The 14,752-nt window shown below is 69.6% G+C and carries 13 protein-coding genes; 10 read left to right on the top strand and 3 right to left on the bottom strand.

The window, feature by feature from the left end:
• Positions 1-84: 84 nt before the first annotated feature.
• The 7 genes from ruvC to ACZ5K7_RS29665 all read left to right on the top strand — a co-directional run bounded on the left by ruvC (position 85) and on the right by ACZ5K7_RS29665 (position 7,020).
• On the top strand, positions 85-624 hold the full coding sequence (gene ruvC / locus ACZ5K7_RS29695) for a crossover junction endodeoxyribonuclease RuvC (RefSeq protein ID WP_351707248.1): 540 nt from the start codon (positions 85-87) through the stop codon (positions 622-624).
• Positions 621-1,226 carry a Holliday junction branch migration protein RuvA gene (ruvA, locus tag ACZ5K7_RS29690; protein WP_351707245.1) on the top strand — a complete coding sequence of 202 codons (606 nt, stop codon included), beginning with the start codon at positions 621-623 and terminating at the stop codon, positions 1,224-1,226. The genes ruvC and ruvA overlap by 4 nt, the downstream gene beginning before the upstream one ends.
• A gap of 27 nt (positions 1,227-1,253) precedes the next feature.
• On the top strand, positions 1,254-2,321 hold the full coding sequence (gene ruvB, locus ACZ5K7_RS29685) for a Holliday junction branch migration DNA helicase RuvB (RefSeq protein ID WP_351707242.1): 1,068 nt from the start codon (positions 1,254-1,256) through the stop codon (positions 2,319-2,321).
• A gap of 581 nt (positions 2,322-2,902) precedes the next feature.
• A complete protein-coding gene (gene yajC, locus ACZ5K7_RS29680; protein WP_351707239.1) occupies positions 2,903-3,442 on the top strand; it encodes a preprotein translocase subunit YajC in 540 nt (179 codons plus the stop codon).
• Between the two features lie 141 nt (positions 3,443-3,583).
• Positions 3,584-5,374 (top strand): protein translocase subunit SecD, encoded by a 1,791-nt coding sequence (gene secD, locus ACZ5K7_RS29675; RefSeq protein ID WP_468917980.1) that lies wholly within the window; start codon positions 3,584-3,586, stop codon positions 5,372-5,374.
• Between the two features lie 3 nt (positions 5,375-5,377).
• Positions 5,378-6,484 (top strand): protein translocase subunit SecF, encoded by a 1,107-nt coding sequence (gene secF, locus ACZ5K7_RS29670; protein WP_468917978.1) that lies wholly within the window; start codon positions 5,378-5,380, stop codon positions 6,482-6,484.
• Positions 6,481-7,020 (top strand): adenine phosphoribosyltransferase, encoded by a 540-nt coding sequence (locus tag ACZ5K7_RS29665; protein ID WP_468917976.1) that lies wholly within the window; start codon positions 6,481-6,483, stop codon positions 7,018-7,020. Before secF ends, ACZ5K7_RS29665 begins: the two co-directional genes overlap by 4 nt.
• A gap of 99 nt (positions 7,021-7,119) precedes the next feature.
• Here the strand turns inward: ACZ5K7_RS29665 and ACZ5K7_RS29660 are convergent, their stop codons facing one another.
• Entirely contained in the window at positions 7,120-7,347 is a 228-nt protein-coding gene (locus tag ACZ5K7_RS29660; protein WP_403373808.1) for a hypothetical protein, read from the bottom strand.
• 414 nt (positions 7,348-7,761) lie between these two features.
• On the opposite strand from ACZ5K7_RS29660, the gene ACZ5K7_RS29655 reads away from it, so the two are divergent.
• Positions 7,762-10,302, top strand: a complete 2,541-nt coding sequence (locus ACZ5K7_RS29655) for a RelA/SpoT family protein (protein ID WP_468917973.1) — start codon at positions 7,762-7,764, stop codon at positions 10,300-10,302.
• A gap of 67 nt (positions 10,303-10,369) precedes the next feature.
• Here ACZ5K7_RS29655 and ACZ5K7_RS29650 read toward each other — a convergent pair whose 3' ends face one another.
• Both ACZ5K7_RS29650 and ACZ5K7_RS29645 read right to left on the bottom strand, forming a co-directional pair.
• Positions 10,370-11,599 (bottom strand): DUF349 domain-containing protein, encoded by a 1,230-nt coding sequence (locus tag ACZ5K7_RS29650; protein WP_468917970.1) that lies wholly within the window; start codon positions 11,597-11,599, stop codon positions 10,370-10,372.
• Between the two features lie 135 nt (positions 11,600-11,734).
• Entirely contained in the window at positions 11,735-12,556 is an 822-nt protein-coding gene (locus tag ACZ5K7_RS29645) for a peptidylprolyl isomerase (RefSeq protein ID WP_351707221.1), read from the bottom strand.
• Between the two features lie 178 nt (positions 12,557-12,734).
• Between ACZ5K7_RS29645 and ACZ5K7_RS29640 the strand changes: the two genes are divergently transcribed.
• Positions 12,735-13,445: an MBL fold metallo-hydrolase gene (locus ACZ5K7_RS29640; RefSeq protein ID WP_351707218.1), complete on the top strand. Its 711-nt coding sequence runs from the start codon at positions 12,735-12,737 to the stop codon at positions 13,443-13,445.
• A gap of 11 nt (positions 13,446-13,456) precedes the next feature.
• The gene (hisS, locus tag ACZ5K7_RS29635) at positions 13,457-14,719 is read left to right on the top strand and encodes a histidine--tRNA ligase (RefSeq protein WP_351707215.1); all 1,263 of its coding nucleotides are present in this window, start codon (positions 13,457-13,459) and stop codon (positions 14,717-14,719) included.
• Positions 14,720-14,752 lie beyond the last annotated feature (33 nt).

Raw genomic sequence — 14,752 nt, 5'->3', positions numbered from 1 at the left:
CACACCCGTCGGCCCGTCGTCATGTCGGCCGCTGTCGGTGGCACCGGATAGCCTGCACAAACAGGTGACCGAAGGGAGGGGCGCGTGCGCGTACTGGGGGTGGATCCCGGGCTGACCCGATGCGGTGTCGGGGTCGTCGACGGCGTCGCCGGACGGCCGCTGACCATGGTCGGTGTCGGAGTCGTGCGCACGCCCGCGGACGCCGAACTCGGCCGGCGCCTGGTCGCCATCGAGCAGGGCATCGAGCAGTGGCTGGACGAGCACCGGCCCGAATACGTCGCCGTGGAGCGGGTGTTCAGCCAGCACAACGTCCGGACCGTGATGGGCACCGCCCAGGCCAGCGCCGTCGCCATGCTGTGCGCCGCCCGCCGGGGCATCCCGGTCGCCCTGCACACCCCCAGCGAGGTCAAGGCCGCCGTCACCGGCTCGGGGCGCGCCGACAAGGCTCAGGTCGGCGCCATGGTCACCCGGCTGCTACGGCTCGACGCGCCGCCCAAACCGGCCGACGCCGCCGACGCCCTCGCGCTCGCCATCTGCCACATCTGGCGGGCCCCCGCCCAGAACCGACTCCAGCAGGCCGTCGCCCTGCACGCAGCCAACGCAACGAAAGGCCGTACGGCATGATCGCCTTCGTGAGCGGCCCGGTCGCCGCCCTCGCCCCGGACTCCGCGGTCGTCGAGGTGGGCGGGATCGGCCTCGCGGTCCAGTGCACGCCCAACACCCTGTCCGGGCTGCGGATGGGCCAGCAGACCAAGCTCGCCACCTCCCTCGTCGTCCGGGAGGACTCGCTCACCCTGTACGGCTTCGCCGACGACGACGAGCGCCAGACCTTCGAACTGCTGCAGACGGCGAGCGGGGTCGGCCCCCGGCTCGCCCAGGCCATGCTGGCGGTGCACAGCCCCGACGCCCTGCGCCGGGCCGTCGCCACCGGAGACGAGAAGTCCCTCACCGCCGTCCCGGGCATCGGCAAGAAGGGTGCCCAGAAGCTGCTCCTGGAGCTGAAGGACCGCCTCGGCGAGCCCCTCGGCGCCCCCGCGATCGGTGCGCCGGTCAGCCAGGGCTGGCGCGACCAGCTGCACGCCGCGCTGATCGGTCTCGGCTACGCGACCAGGGAGGCCGAGGAGGCCGTCACCGCCGTCGCCCCGCAGGCCGAGGCCGCCGGGGGCACCCCCCAGGTCGGCCAGCTGCTCAAGGCGGCCCTGCAGACCCTCAACCGCGCCCGCTGACCCCACCACCGCTGAGGCACATCACTTATGAACTGGGACGACACGACCGACACCGGCGCCGACGCGGAGCGGCTGGTGGGTGCTGTCGCCGACCGTGAGGACCAGGCCGTCGAGGCCGCCCTGCGCCCCAAGGACCTCGGCGAGTTCATCGGCCAGGAGAAGGTCCGCGAGCAGCTCGACCTGGTCCTGCGGGCCGCACGCGCGCGGGGCGCCACCGCCGACCATGTGCTGCTCTCCGGCGCGCCCGGCCTGGGCAAGACCACGCTCTCCATGATCATCGCGGCGGAGATGGGCGCGCCGATCCGCATCACCTCGGGCCCCGCCATCCAGCACGCCGGCGACCTGGCCGCGATCCTCTCCTCCCTCCAGGAGGGCGAGGTCCTCTTCCTCGACGAGATCCACCGGATGTCGCGGCCCGCCGAGGAGATGCTGTACATGGCGATGGAGGACTTCCGGGTCGACGTGATCGTCGGCAAGGGCCCCGGCGCCACCGCCATCCCCCTCGAACTGCCCCCGTTCACCCTGGTCGGCGCCACCACGCGGGCCGGCCTGCTGCCGCCGCCGCTGCGCGACCGCTTCGGCTTCACCGGGCACATGGAGTTCTACGAGCCGCGGGAGCTGGAGCGGGTGGTGCACCGCTCGGCGAACCTGCTGGACGTCGAGATCGACACCGCCGGCGCCACCGAGATCGCCGGCCGCTCGCGCGGCACGCCCCGGATCGCCAACCGGCTGCTGCGCCGCGTCCGCGACTACGCGCAGGTCAAGGCGGACGGGCTGATCACGCGCGAGATCGCGCACGCCGCGCTGGCCGTCTACGAGGTGGACGAACGCGGCCTCGACCGCCTCGACCGCGCGGTCCTGGAGGCCCTGCTCAAGCTGTTCGGCGGCGGCCCGGTCGGCCTGTCCACGCTCGCCGTCGCGGTGGGGGAGGAGCGCGAGACGGTCGAGGAGGTCGCCGAGCCCTTCCTGGTCCGTGAGGGACTGCTCGCCCGCACCCCACGCGGCCGCGTCGCCACCCCCGCCGCCTGGGCCCACCTGGGCCTGACCGCCCCGCGGGGGACGGGACCCGGCCAACAGGACCTGTTCGGCACGTGACACCGGGCCGACACCCGGCTCCCACCACAGGCCGCCCCACCGGCCCGGCAACGCCACCGAGGCAGACGGCCCCCAATGCCCGGCGCCCGGTGCCCGGTCTTCACGCATGCCGACGGATACGTGGCGGCAGGCCTACGTGCCTGCTGTCGGGCGTGGTGCCGTGTCCGGTCCTCGCGTCTGCCCGCGGACGTGCCTCGTCCGGTCTTCGCGTCTACCGTCGGATGTAGTGGTGCCGGGCCTCCGTGCCGGTTCCCTGTGCGTGGTGTCCGGTCGTGGCACCTGTGCCGGACGTACCGGGCCGCGGCTTCGTGTCCGCGCCCCGGGTGCGCCCCGCCACGACCCTCCTTTACCCCTGGTCCCCGGCGTCCCGCCGCCCGCCGCGCAGGCTCCGGGGGCAGACGTGATCTCTTCGTGACGGCGGGGCATTGGCGGGTGCAGGAACCCAGGTGCCATGCTGAGCGTTGTTCCATGCGCGCGGACTCGCTTAGACTCCGCCGATGCTGCCTTTGCGGGCGGCGCCGACCACACCCCCATCATCCAGGCCGCTCACTGCCGCGGCTGCGCGAAGGAAATTCCGTCTCGTGAATACCTTGCCTCTTCTCTTCTTCATCGTCCTTATCGCGGCCATGTTCCTGATGACGCGTTCCAACAGGAAGCGCCAGCAGCAGGCGAAGCAGATGCGGAACGAGATGCAGCCCGGCAGTGGCGTCCGCACGATCGGGGGCATGTACGCGACGGTCAAGGAAGTCAACGAGGACACGGTCCTCCTCGACGCCGGCCCCGGCGTCGACCTCCTCTTCGCGAAGAACGCGATCGGCGCCGTTCTCACCGACGACGAGTACAACCGCATCGTGCACGGCATCGAGCACGACCTGAAGTCCGACACCGACATCGTCCCGGACGACGCCTCCTCCCTCACCGAGACCGACGACGAGCCCGCCGGCGCTGCCGCCGCCTCCGGCGACAAGACCGTCGACTTCGGGAAGAAGGACGCGGCCGAGGAGAAGGCCGACGAGAAGGCCGAGGGCACGGTGGAGGCCAAGGCCGAGGAGGCGGAGCCCACCGAGGCGAAGGCCGACGAAGAGCCGAAGAAGACCGACGGCGAATCCGACGCGAAGTAGCCGTGTCCCGGGGAGCACGGCGCGCATCATCCGCGCCGGCCGCACCCCGGGCACGTCTGTTTCCCGGACGGGATCCCGACACCATGTCATGGCCGACCGCGCCGACCAGGCGCGCGGCGGCCCGAGAGGGAGTACGAGAAGGTGGCAGCACCTAAGAGGGGCCGGAGCGCGAGCGCCCAGAGCAAGCCAGGGCGCTCGCTGGCCTTGATCCTGATCGCCATCGTGGCGCTCACCGGAGGGATGTTCCTCTCCGGAAACACCACTCCGCGTCTCGGTATCGACCTGGCCGGTGGCACGAGCATCACGCTGCAGGCGAAGGCCGACCAAGGGTCCGCGATCAACAAGGCCAACATGGACACCGCGGTCGCGATCATGAACCGTCGTGTCAACGGTCTGGGCGTATCAGAGACGGAGGTCCAGACCCAGGGCACAAGCAACATCATCGTCAACATCCCCAAGGGCACCAACTCCGCAGAGGCCCGCCAGCAGGTCGGCACCACCGCGAAGCTGTACTTCCGCCCGGTCCTGGCCCAGGAAGCCAGCGCCGGCGCCGCGGCCAGCGCCTCTCCGAGCGCGTCCGCCGGCGGCAGCTCCAGCGCCTCCCCGAGCGCATCCCCGTCGAGCAGCGCGTCGGCGTCCCAGAAGGCGACCGGGACGTCCTCGGCCTCGCCGTCGTCCTCGGCCACCTCTCAGGGCCGCGCGGTCACCGACGCCCTGAAGGCCGGCTCCACCTCGTCGTCCTCGGTGTCCGCCTCCTCGTCGGCGAGTCCCTCCGCCACCTCCTCGGCCGACGCGAGCGCCTCCGCCGCGGCCTCGAAGCTGGAGGCCGAGTACACCGCGCTGGACTGCTCCAATGCCACCCAGCGCGCCACGGCCGGCAAGACCGCCAAGCCCACCGACACCACCGTGGCCTGCGGCAAGATCGACGATGCCTGGTACAAGTACGTCCTCGGCCCGGCCCGTGTCGACGGCACCGACGTCAAGAAGGCCCAGGCCGTCTTCGACACGCAGGGCGCCGCCGGCTGGCAGGTCCAGATGACCTTCACCTCGGGCGGAGCCAAGAAGTTCGCGGACGTCACCGGCGAGCTCGCCAAGAACGCCTCCCAGCCGACGAACGAGTTCGGCATCGTCCTCGACGGTGAGGTCGTCTCCAGCCCGACCGTGAGCCAGTCCATCACCGGCGGTTCGGCGGAGATCTCCGGCAGCTTCACGCAGACAGAGGCCCAGAGCCTCGCCAACGTGCTGTCGTACGGCGCGCTCCCGCTCTCCTTCAAGACGCAGAGCGTCACCACCGTCACCGCCGCCCTGGGCGGCCAGCAGCTGCACGCCGGTCTGCTGGCCGGTGCCATCGGTCTCGCGCTGGTCATCGTCTACCTGGTGGCCTTCTACCGCGGCCTGTCGCTCATCGCGATCCCCTCGCTGCTGGTGTCCGCGATCCTCACCTACACGATCATGTCGCTGCTCGGCCCCGCGATCCACTTCGCGCTGAACCTGCCGGCCGTCTGCGGTGCGATCGTCGCGATCGGCATCACGGCGGACTCGTTCATCGTGTTCTTCGAACGCATCCGGGACGAGATCCGCGAGGGCCGCACGCTGCGTCCCGCCGTCGAGCGGGCCTGGCCGCGTGCCCGGCGCACCATTCTGGTCTCCGACTTCGTGTCGTTCCTGGCCGCCGCCGTGCTGTTCATCGTGACCGTCGGCAAGGTCCAGGGCTTCGCGTTCACCCTCGGTCTGACCACAGTGCTCGACGTGGTCGTCGTCTTCTTCTTCACCAAGCCGCTGATGACGCTCTTCGCCCGGCGTAAGTTCTTCGCGAGCGGCCACAAGTGGTCCGGCCTCGACCCGAAGGGCCTGGGCGCCAAGGCCCCGCTGCGCCGCACCCGCCGTCCCGCCGGTCCCGTCTCCGGCCCTGTCGACCCGAAGGAAGCGTGAGCGATGTCGAAACTCGGCAACCTCGGCGCCCGACTCCACCGCGGCGAGATCAGCTACGACTTCGTCGGTAAGCGCAAGATCTGGTACGGCGTCTCCATCCTGATCACCATCACGGCCATCGTCGGCCTGGCGGTGCGCGGCCTGAACATGGGCATCGACTTCCAGGGCGGCGCCGTCTTCACCACATCGAAGACCAGTATCTCGGTGGCCCAGGCGGAGACCTATGCGAAGGAGGCCTCCGGCCACGACGCGACCGTGCAGAAGCTCGGCACGGGCGGCCTGCGCATCCAGATCGCCGGCATGGACACCGAGAAGTCGGACGCGACCAAGGTCAAGCTGGCCAAGGACATGAAGGTGGACCCCGAGTCCATCGCCGCCGACCTCGTCGGCCCGAGCTGGGGTGACGAGATCGCCAACAAGGCCTGGGAGGGCCTCGGCATCTTCATGGTCCTCGTGGTGATCTACCTGGCGATCGCCTTCGAGTGGCGGATGGCGATCGCGGCCCTGGTCGCGCTGATCCACGACATCACCATCACGACCGGTATCTACGCCCTGGTCGGCTTCGAGGTCACGCCCGGCACGGTCATCGGTCTGCTGACGATCCTCGGTTACTCGCTCTACGACACGGTCGTCGTCTTCGACAGCCTCAAGGAGCAGACGAAGGACATCACCCGGCAGACCCGCTTCACCTACAGCGACATCGCCAACCACTCGATCAACGGCACCCTGGTCCGTTCGATCAACACCACGGTCGTCGCACTGCTGCCGGTCGCCGGCCTGCTGTTCATCGGTGGCGGTTTCCTCGGCGCGGGTACGCTCAACGACATCTCGCTGTCGCTGTTCGTCGGCCTCGCCGCCGGTGCCTACTCCTCGATCTTCATCGCCACGCCGCTCGTCGCCGACCTCAAGGAGGCCGAGCCGCAGATGAAGGCGCTGAAGAAGCGTGTCCTCGCCAAGCGCGCGCAGGCCGCCGCGGAGGAGGAGATGGCCGAGGCCCGGGGCACCGACGCCGACGAGCACGACGCCGCCCCGGCCGTCGTCGGCCCGCGCAACCAGCCCGCGTCCCGCAACAACCGGGGCCGTGGCCGACCTTCCGGGAAGCGCCGGTGACCGACATCAGGGAACTGCTGCTCAGCCGTATCCGGGACGTCGAGGACTACCCGGAGCAGGGCGTGATGTTCAAGGACATCACGCCGCTGCTCGCGGACCCTGCCGCGTTCACCGCGCTCACCGACGCGCTCGCCGGGATCGCCGCCGAGACCGGCGCCACCAAGGTCGTCGGCCTGGAGGCGCGTGGCTTCATCCTGGGCGCCCCGGTCGCCGTGCGGGCCGGGCTCGGCTTCATCCCCGTGCGCAAGGCAGGCAAGCTCCCCGGAGCCACCCTCCGGCAGGCCTACGAGCTGGAGTACGGCTCTGCCGAGATCGAGGTACACGCCGAGGACCTCGGCACGGAAGACCGGATCCTGATCGTCGACGACGTGCTAGCCACCGGCGGCACCGCCGAGGCCGCGATCCAGCTGATCCACCGTGCCGGTGCCGAGGTCGCGGGCGTCGCGGTCCTGATGGAGTTGGGCTTCCTGGGCGGACGGGCCCGTCTGGAATCCGCCCTCAAGGGCGCCCCTTTGGAGGCCGTGCTCACCATCTGAGCGGAGATGGAGACGACGCAGCCCCGGGTGCGACTTAAATGCGCACTCGGGGCCGCTTCATTTTTCCGTGCTATTCACGGAATCCGGCTGATTTCGAAATCAGCAGTCCTCGATGTCGCTGGTTATGATGGTGCCGGGCTCCTTGAGGTGTCCCTTCTCGTCGCCCGCAGCGGTGATGCGGTGCAGGTTGTTCTCCGCACCGTCCTTCCACCACACGCACAGGTGCTTCGTCGTGCTGCACGTGTTGTGGTAGTAGATGGTGGTCGTGGTGGTGCCGTCCGCCCAAGACCAGTTGAAGCACCCCGAGCTACCTCGGTGCGTCGACATGGGGGACACGGTCGCAGCGTCCGCGGGAAGCGCGAAAGCCGCGCTCAGACCCACGGTCAGAGCCGCAGCCGCCACTGTCTTTCCGAACATTCTCATACTCATCCCGTTTCTTTTTCTTTGAAAGCGGAATAGGTCAATTTCTTCCGCTTCCGGGTCGAAGTGGATCTTATGTAGCGGCTGATGTTCGAGTCAACAGCATTAATGGTCTCGATTTTCCGGATCTGTCCAATTGGTGAGTTTTTGGAAAAGGGTTTCTGGGCTCTGCTGCAGGGACAGGGAATCCGGTGGCAGCCGCCCGTGTTAACGCGGTGGACCGCTCTCACATCGGCCTGAAGGCGATCCCGGAGCCCGGGATCGCTACCATGGGTCATCCGGAGCCTGACCGGGGACCCGGATCGCGCACGAGGAGCCCTCTTGCCAGACGAGGCCCAGCACCTGACCGCCGCCAAGCCCGAGTCCGCCTCGGCGGCTGCGGACAAGCCCGCGCCGAGCACGCCGCACGCGAAGAACGACGCCCGCGGGCCGGTGGAGCATGCCCAGTCCGGGCCCGTCGACAAGTCGGCCGAGCAGTCGCGTGCCAAGCCGGCCCCGCCCGAGCGCCCCGAGACGGCGCCCACGGCCCGTCCGAACGCCGGCCAGCCCGCGCGCACCGGCTCCTCCAACCGCGTCCGTGCCCGCCTCGCCCGCCTCGGCGTACAGCGCGCGAACCCGTACAACCCGGTCCTGGAACCGCTGCTGCGCATAGTCCGCAGCAACGACCCCAAGATCGAGAACGCCACACTGCGCCAGATCGAACGCGCCTACCAGGTCGCCGAACGCTGGCACCGCGGCCAGAAGCGCAAGAGCGGCGACCCGTACATCACCCACCCGCTGGCGGTGACCACGATCCTCGCCGAGCTGGGCATGGACCCGGCGACCCTGATGGCGGGGCTGCTGCACGACACCGTCGAGGACACCGAGTACGGCCTGGAGGACCTGCGCCGCGACTTCGGCGATGTCGTCGCGCTGCTCGTCGACGGCGTCACCAAGCTGGACAAGGTCAAGTTCGGCGAGGCCGCGCAGGCCGAGACCGTGCGCAAGATGGTCGTCGCCATGGCCAAGGACCCGCGCGTCCTGGTCATCAAGCTCGCCGACCGCCTGCACAACATGCGCACCATGCGCTACCTCAAGCGCGAGAAGCAGGAGAAGAAGGCGCGCGAGACGCTTGAGATCTACGCGCCGCTCGCCCATCGCCTGGGCATGAACACCATCAAGTGGGAGCTGGAGGACCTCGCGTTCGCGATCCTCTACCCCAAGATGTACGACGAGATCGTCCGGCTGGTGGCCGAGCGGGCACCGAAGCGTGACGAGTACCTGGCCATAGTGACCGACGAGGTCCAGACCGACCTGCGCGCCGCCCGGATCAAGGCGACCGTCACCGGCCGCCCGAAGCACTACTACAGCGTCTACCAGAAGATGATCGTCCGCGGCCGGGACTTCGCGGAGATCTACGACCTGGTGGGCATCCGCGTCCTGGTGGACACCGTCCGCGACTGCTACGCGGCCCTGGGCACCGTCCACGCGCGCTGGAACCCGGTTCCGGGGCGCTTCAAGGACTACATCGCGATGCCCAAGTTCAACATGTACCAGTCGCTGCACACGACGGTCATCGGCCCCAACGGCAAGCCCGTCGAACTCCAGATCCGGACGTTCGACATGCACCGCCGCGCCGAGTACGGCATCGCCGCGCACTGGAAGTACAAGCAGGAGGCCGTCGCCGGCGCCTCCAAGGTCCGCACCGACGTGCCGAAGTCGTCCGGCAAGGGCAAGGACGACCACCTCAACGACATGGCGTGGCTGCGGCAGTTGCTGGACTGGCAGAAGGAGACCGAGGACCCCAGCGAGTTTCTGGAGTCCCTGCGCTTCGACCTGTCCCGCAACGAGGTCTTCGTCTTCACCCCCAAGGGCGATGTCATAGCGCTCCCGGCCGGAGCCACCCCGGTCGACTTCGCCTACGCCGTGCACACCGAGGTCGGCCACCGCACGATAGGCGCGCGGGTCAACGGCCGCCTGGTGCCGCTCGAATCCACCCTGGACAACGGCGACCTGGTCGAGGTCTTCACCTCCAAGGCACCCGGCGCGGGCCCGTCCCGCGACTGGCTCGGCTTCGTCAAGTCACCGCGCGCCCGCAACAAGATCCGCGCCTGGTTCTCCAAGGAGCGCCGGGACGAGGCGATCGAGCAGGGCAAGGACGCCATCGTCCGCGCGATGCGCAAGCAGAACCTGCCGATCCAGCGCATCCTCACCGGCGACTCGCTGGTCACGCTCGCCCACGAGATGCGCTACCCGGACATCTCCTCGCTGTACGCGGCGATCGGCGAGGGCCATGTCGCCGCGCAGAACGTCGTGCAGAAGCTGGTGCAGGCGCTCGGCGGCGAGGAGGCGGCCACCGAGGAGATCGACGAGTCGGTCCCGCCGGCCCGCGGCCGCCGCAGCAAGCGCCGCAGCAGCCAGGACCCCGGTGTGGTCGTGAAGGGCGTCGACGACGTCTGGGTCAAGCTGGCCCGCTGCTGCACGCCCGTGCCCGGCGACCCGATCATCGGCTTCGTCACCCGCGGCAGCGGTGTATCGGTTCACCGCAGCGACTGCGTCAACGTGGAGTCACTGTCCCGGGAGCCGGAGCGCATCCTCGACGTCGAGTGGGCGCCCACCCAGTCCTCGGTCTTCCTGGTCGCCATCCAGGTCGAGGCACTGGACCGCTCCCGGCTCCTGTCGGACGTCACCCGCGTCCTGTCCGACCAGCACGTCAACATCCTCTCCGCGGCCGTCCAGACCTCCCGCGACCGGGTGGCCACCTCGCGCTTCACCTTCGAGATGGGCGACCCCAAGCACCTGGGCCACGTCCTGAAGGCCGTACGAGGCGTGGAGGGCGTCTACGACGTCTACCGGGTCACCTCGGCCCGCAACCGGTCGTAGCGCACGGCATACGACGAGAGGGGCCCTGTACGGCGTGTACGGGGCCCCTCTCGTCGTATGCGTGGCCCTAGCCGCCGAACTCCTGGAGGCCCTTCAGAGCCTGGTCCAGGAGCGCCTGGCGGCCTTCCAGCTCACGCTCCAGCTTCTCCGCCTTGGACGCGTTGCCCTGGGCGCGGGCCTGGTCGATCTGCGTCCTCAGCTTGTCCACGGCGGCCTGCAGCTGGCCGGTCAGACCCGCGGCACGCGCGCGTGCCTCCGGGTTGGTCCGGCGCCACTCGGCCTCCTCGGCCTCCTGGATGGCCCGGTCGACCGTGTGCATCCGGCCCTCGACCTTGGGTCGCGCGTCGCGCGGCACATGGCCGATGGCCTCCCAGCGCTCGTTGATCGAGCGGAAGGCGGACCGCGCGGACTTCAGGTCCGTGATCGGCAGGAGCTTCTCGGCCTCGCCGGCCAGCTCCTCCTTCAGCTTCAGGTTCTCGGTCTGCTCCGCGTCCCGTTCGGCGAAGGCGGAGCCACGGGCCGCGAAGAACACGTCCTGGGCGCCGCGGAAGCGGTTCCACAGGTCGTCCTCGTGCTCGCGCTGGGCGCGCCCGGCGGCCTTCCACTCCGTCATCAGCTCGCGGTAGCGGGCGGCCGTCGGACCCCAGTCCGTCGAGTCGGACAGCGACTCGGCCTCGGCGACCAGCTTCTCCTTGGCCTTGCGGGCGTCCTCGCGCTGCGAGTCCAGCTGCGCGAAGTGCGCCTTGCGGCGCTTGGAGAACGCCGACCGGGCGTGCGAGAAGCGGTGCCACAGCTCGTCGTCCGACTTGCGGTCCAGACGCGGCAGCCCCTTCCAGGTGTCCACCAGCGCCCGCAACCGCTCACCGGCCGACCGCCACTGGTCGGACTGGGCCAGCTGCTCCGCCTCGACGACCAGGTCCTCCTTGGCCTTGCGGGCCTCGTCGGACTGCTTGGCACGCTGCGCCCGACGCTCCTCGCGACGCGACTCCACGGTCTTCACCAGCCCGTCGAGCCGGTCCCGCAGCGCCTGCAGATCACCGACCGCGTGGTGCGCCTCCACCTGCTCGCGCAGATGGTCGATGGCGGCCTGGGCGTCCTTCGCGGACAGGTCGGTGGTCCGTACTCGCTTTTCGAGGAGGCCGATCTCGACAACCAGGCCCTCGTACTTGCGCTCGAAGTAGGCCAGCGCCTCGTCAGGAGAGCCGGCCTGCCAGGAACCGACGACCTGCTCGCCGTCGGCCGTACGCACGTACACGGTCCCCGTCTCGTCGACGCGGCCCCACGGGTCGCTGCTCACAGCGCCTCCTCCACATGATGCCCGCGAGGGGCCTCAGCGCCCCCGGGCATCGTCCACAGTTTCGTCACGGCCAACATAGGCGACCGGCGGGTTGCCTGTCCGCATCCCGCGCGACCGAAGTTTCGCGGTTGGACCTCAGGATTTCGTGACCGTCGCCTTGTTGATGACGACCGTCGCGTTCGGGGCTCCGTCACCGGCTCCGGTGCTTTCTCCGGCGGCGGCGATCTTCTTCAGGACCTTGAGTCCGGCCGCGTCCACCGTGCCGAACGGGGTGTAGCTGGCCGGCAACTGGCTGTCCTGGTAGACCAGGAAGAACTGGCTGCCGCCGGTGTGCTTCTGACCGGTGTTGGCCATCGCGATCGTGCCCGTCGGGTAGACACCGCCCTTCAGGCTTTTGTCCTTCAGGTTCTCGTCGGGAATCGTGTACCCGGGACCGCCGCTGCCGGTACCCGTCGGGTCGCCGCACTGCAGCACGTAGATGCCGTTGGTGGTGAGCCGGTGGCACTTCGTGTGGTCGAAGTAGCCCTTCGACGCCAGGAAGTCGAACGAGTTCACCGTGTGCGGGGCCGCCGCCGTCTTCAGCGCGACGTCGATGTCACCGCACGTCGTCGCCAGCTTCATCGTGTAGTTCGCCGACGTGTCGATCGACATCGCCGGCTCCTTCTTCCAGCTCAGCTTCGCCACCTTGCCGGCGGCGGGCTTCTCGCACGGGTCCGGCGCCTTGCTGGCGCTGGGCGTGGCGCTGGGCGTCGTCTCCGAGCTGGCGTTCGCCTTGTCGTCGTTCTTCAGCACGCCGGTCGTGTACAGCGCCACACTGCCGATCACGATCACGCCGAGCACGGACGCGATCACGGAGTTGCGCATGCGTGACTTGCGCCGTGCGCTGGTACGCCGCTGCTGCTGCCGCAAGAACTTCTCCCGGGCGAGCTGACGCCGCCGCTGCTCCTGGGTGACCACCGGGTTCTCTCCTCATGCGTGTCGTATGTCGACCGGTACGCGTGCGTCCTGTGCGCTGTGTGAGCCGACCACTGCGTGTAGCCCCGTACCGTATATGGGTTCGCTGAGGAAACGGCAGCGCCGGTAGGCTCTGGACCACAGCTTGTAGCCACCCGAACCGACACAACGAAGGACGATCGTGCTCATTGCCGGGTTCCCCGCCGGGGCCTGGGGGACGAACTGTTATCTCGTCGCCCCCGCCGCCGGTGCGGAGTGCGTGATCATCGACCCCGGCCACCAGGCCGCCGAAGGCGTCGAGGAAGCACTGAGGAAGCATCGGCTCAAGCCCGTCGCCGTCGTCCTCACCCACGGCCACATCGACCACGTGGCCTCGGTCGTCCCGGTGTGCGGCGCGCACGACGTGCCGGCCTGGATCCACCCCGAGGACCGGTACATGATGAGCGACCCCGAGAAGGCGCTCGGCCGGTCCATCGGCATGCCGCTGATGGGCGAGCTGACGGTGGGGGAGCCCGACGACGTCTTCGAACTGACCGACGGCGCGAAGCTGGAGCTGGCCGGACTCGAACTCTCCGTCGCGCACGCCCCGGGCCATACCAAGGGGTCGGTGACCTTCCAGATGCCGGAGACGGCCGACATCCCCTCGGTCTTCTTCTCGGGCGATCTGCTCTTCGCCGGCTCCATCGGACGCACGGACCTGCCGGGCGGCTCCATGGACGACATGCTGGCCTCGCTGGCCCGTGTCTGCCTGCCGCTCGACGACTCCACCGTGGTGCTGTCCGGCCACGGCCCCCAGACGACCATCGGCCAGGAGCGCGCCACCAACGCCTACTTGCGGCAGGTGGCCGCCGGCCAGGGAGCGCAAGCCGACGCTCCCCGACGAGGAATGTGACGAGAAATTCCGTGAGCACCTTTCAGGCCCCCAAGGGCACCTACGACCTGATCCCGCCGGAGAGCGCCAAGTACCTGGCCGTCCGCGAGGCGATCGCCGCGCCGCTGCGCAACTCCGGCTACGGCTACATCGAGACCCCGGGCTTCGAGAACGTCGAACTCTTCGCGCGCGGTGTCGGCGAGTCCACCGACATCGTCACCAAGGAGATGTACGCGTTCGAGACCAAGGGCGGCGATAAGCTGGCCCTGCGTCCCGAAGGCACGGCCTCCGTCCTGCGCGCCGCTCTGGAGGCGAACCTCCACAAGTCCGGCAACCTCCCCGTCAAGCTCTGGTACTCCGGCTCGTACTACCGCTACGAGCGCCCGCAGAAGGGCCGTTACCGCCACTTCTCGCAGGTCGGCGCCGAGGCGATCGGTGCCGAGGACCCGGCCCTGGACGCCGAGCTGATCATCCTGGCCGACCAGGCGTACCGCTCGCTGGGTCTGCGCGACTTCCGCATCCTGCTGAACAGCCTGGGCGACAAGGAGTGCCGCCCCGTGTACCGCGCGGCGCTCCAGGACTTCCTGCGCGGCCTGGACCTGGACGAGGACACCCTGCGCCGCGCGGAGATCAACCCGCTCCGCGTCCTGGACGACAAGCGCGAATCGGTCCAGAAGCAGCTGGGCGACGCCCCGCTGCTCCGTGACTACCTCTGCGACGCCTGCAAGGCGTACCACGAGGAGGTCCGCGAACTGATCACGGCGGCGGGCGTGGGATTCGAGGACGACCCGAAGCTGGTCCGGGGCCTGGACTACTACACCCGCACGACCTTCGAGTTCGTCCACGACGGTCTGGGTTCCCAGTCCGCGGTCGGCGGCGGCGGCCGCTACGACGGCCTCTCCGAGATGATCGGCGGCCCCGCGCTGCCGTCGGTGGGCTGGGCGCTCGGCGTCGACCGCACGGTCCTCGCCCTGGAGGCCGAGGGCGTGGAGCTGAACCTGCCCTCCGCCACCAGCGTCTTCGCGGTCCCGCTCGGCGAGGAGGCCCGCCGGATCCTGTTCGCCAAGGTCACGGAGCTCCGCCGGGCGGGCGTCGCGGCGGACTTCTCCTACGGCGCCAAGGGCCTCAAGGGCGCGATGAAGAACGCCAACCGCAGCGGGGCCCGCTACACGATCGTCGCCGGCGAGCGCGACCTCGCCGAGGGCGTCGTCCAGCTGAAGGACATGGAGTCCGGCGAGCAGACGTCGATCGGCGTCAACGAGATCGTGGCGGAACTGGAGTCGAGGCTCGGCTGAGCCCGGCGGAGTGGGAGTGAGGGGGCGCCAGTC

Source organism: Streptomyces sp. NPDC031497 (genome assembly GCF_055580905.1).
Note: the sequence above shows the minus strand (reverse complement) of the source record. Positions and strands in the feature narration are given on the sequence as shown.

What these genes read in the sequence shown, in the direction of transcription:
- ruvA (WP_351707245.1), top strand. Translation starts at nt 621, where the DNA reads ATGATCGCCTTCGTGAGCGGCCCGGTCGCCGCCCTCGCCCCGGACTCC.
- ruvB (WP_351707242.1), top strand. Translation starts at nt 1,254, where the DNA reads ATGAACTGGGACGACACGACCGACACCGGCGCCGACGCGGAGCGGCTG.
- secF (WP_468917978.1), top strand. Translation starts at nt 5,378, where the DNA reads ATGTCGAAACTCGGCAACCTCGGCGCCCGACTCCACCGCGGCGAGATC.
- ACZ5K7_RS29660 (WP_403373808.1), bottom strand. Translation starts at nt 7,347, where the DNA reads ATGTCGACGCACCGAGGTAGCTCGGGGTGCTTCAACTGGTCTTGGGCG.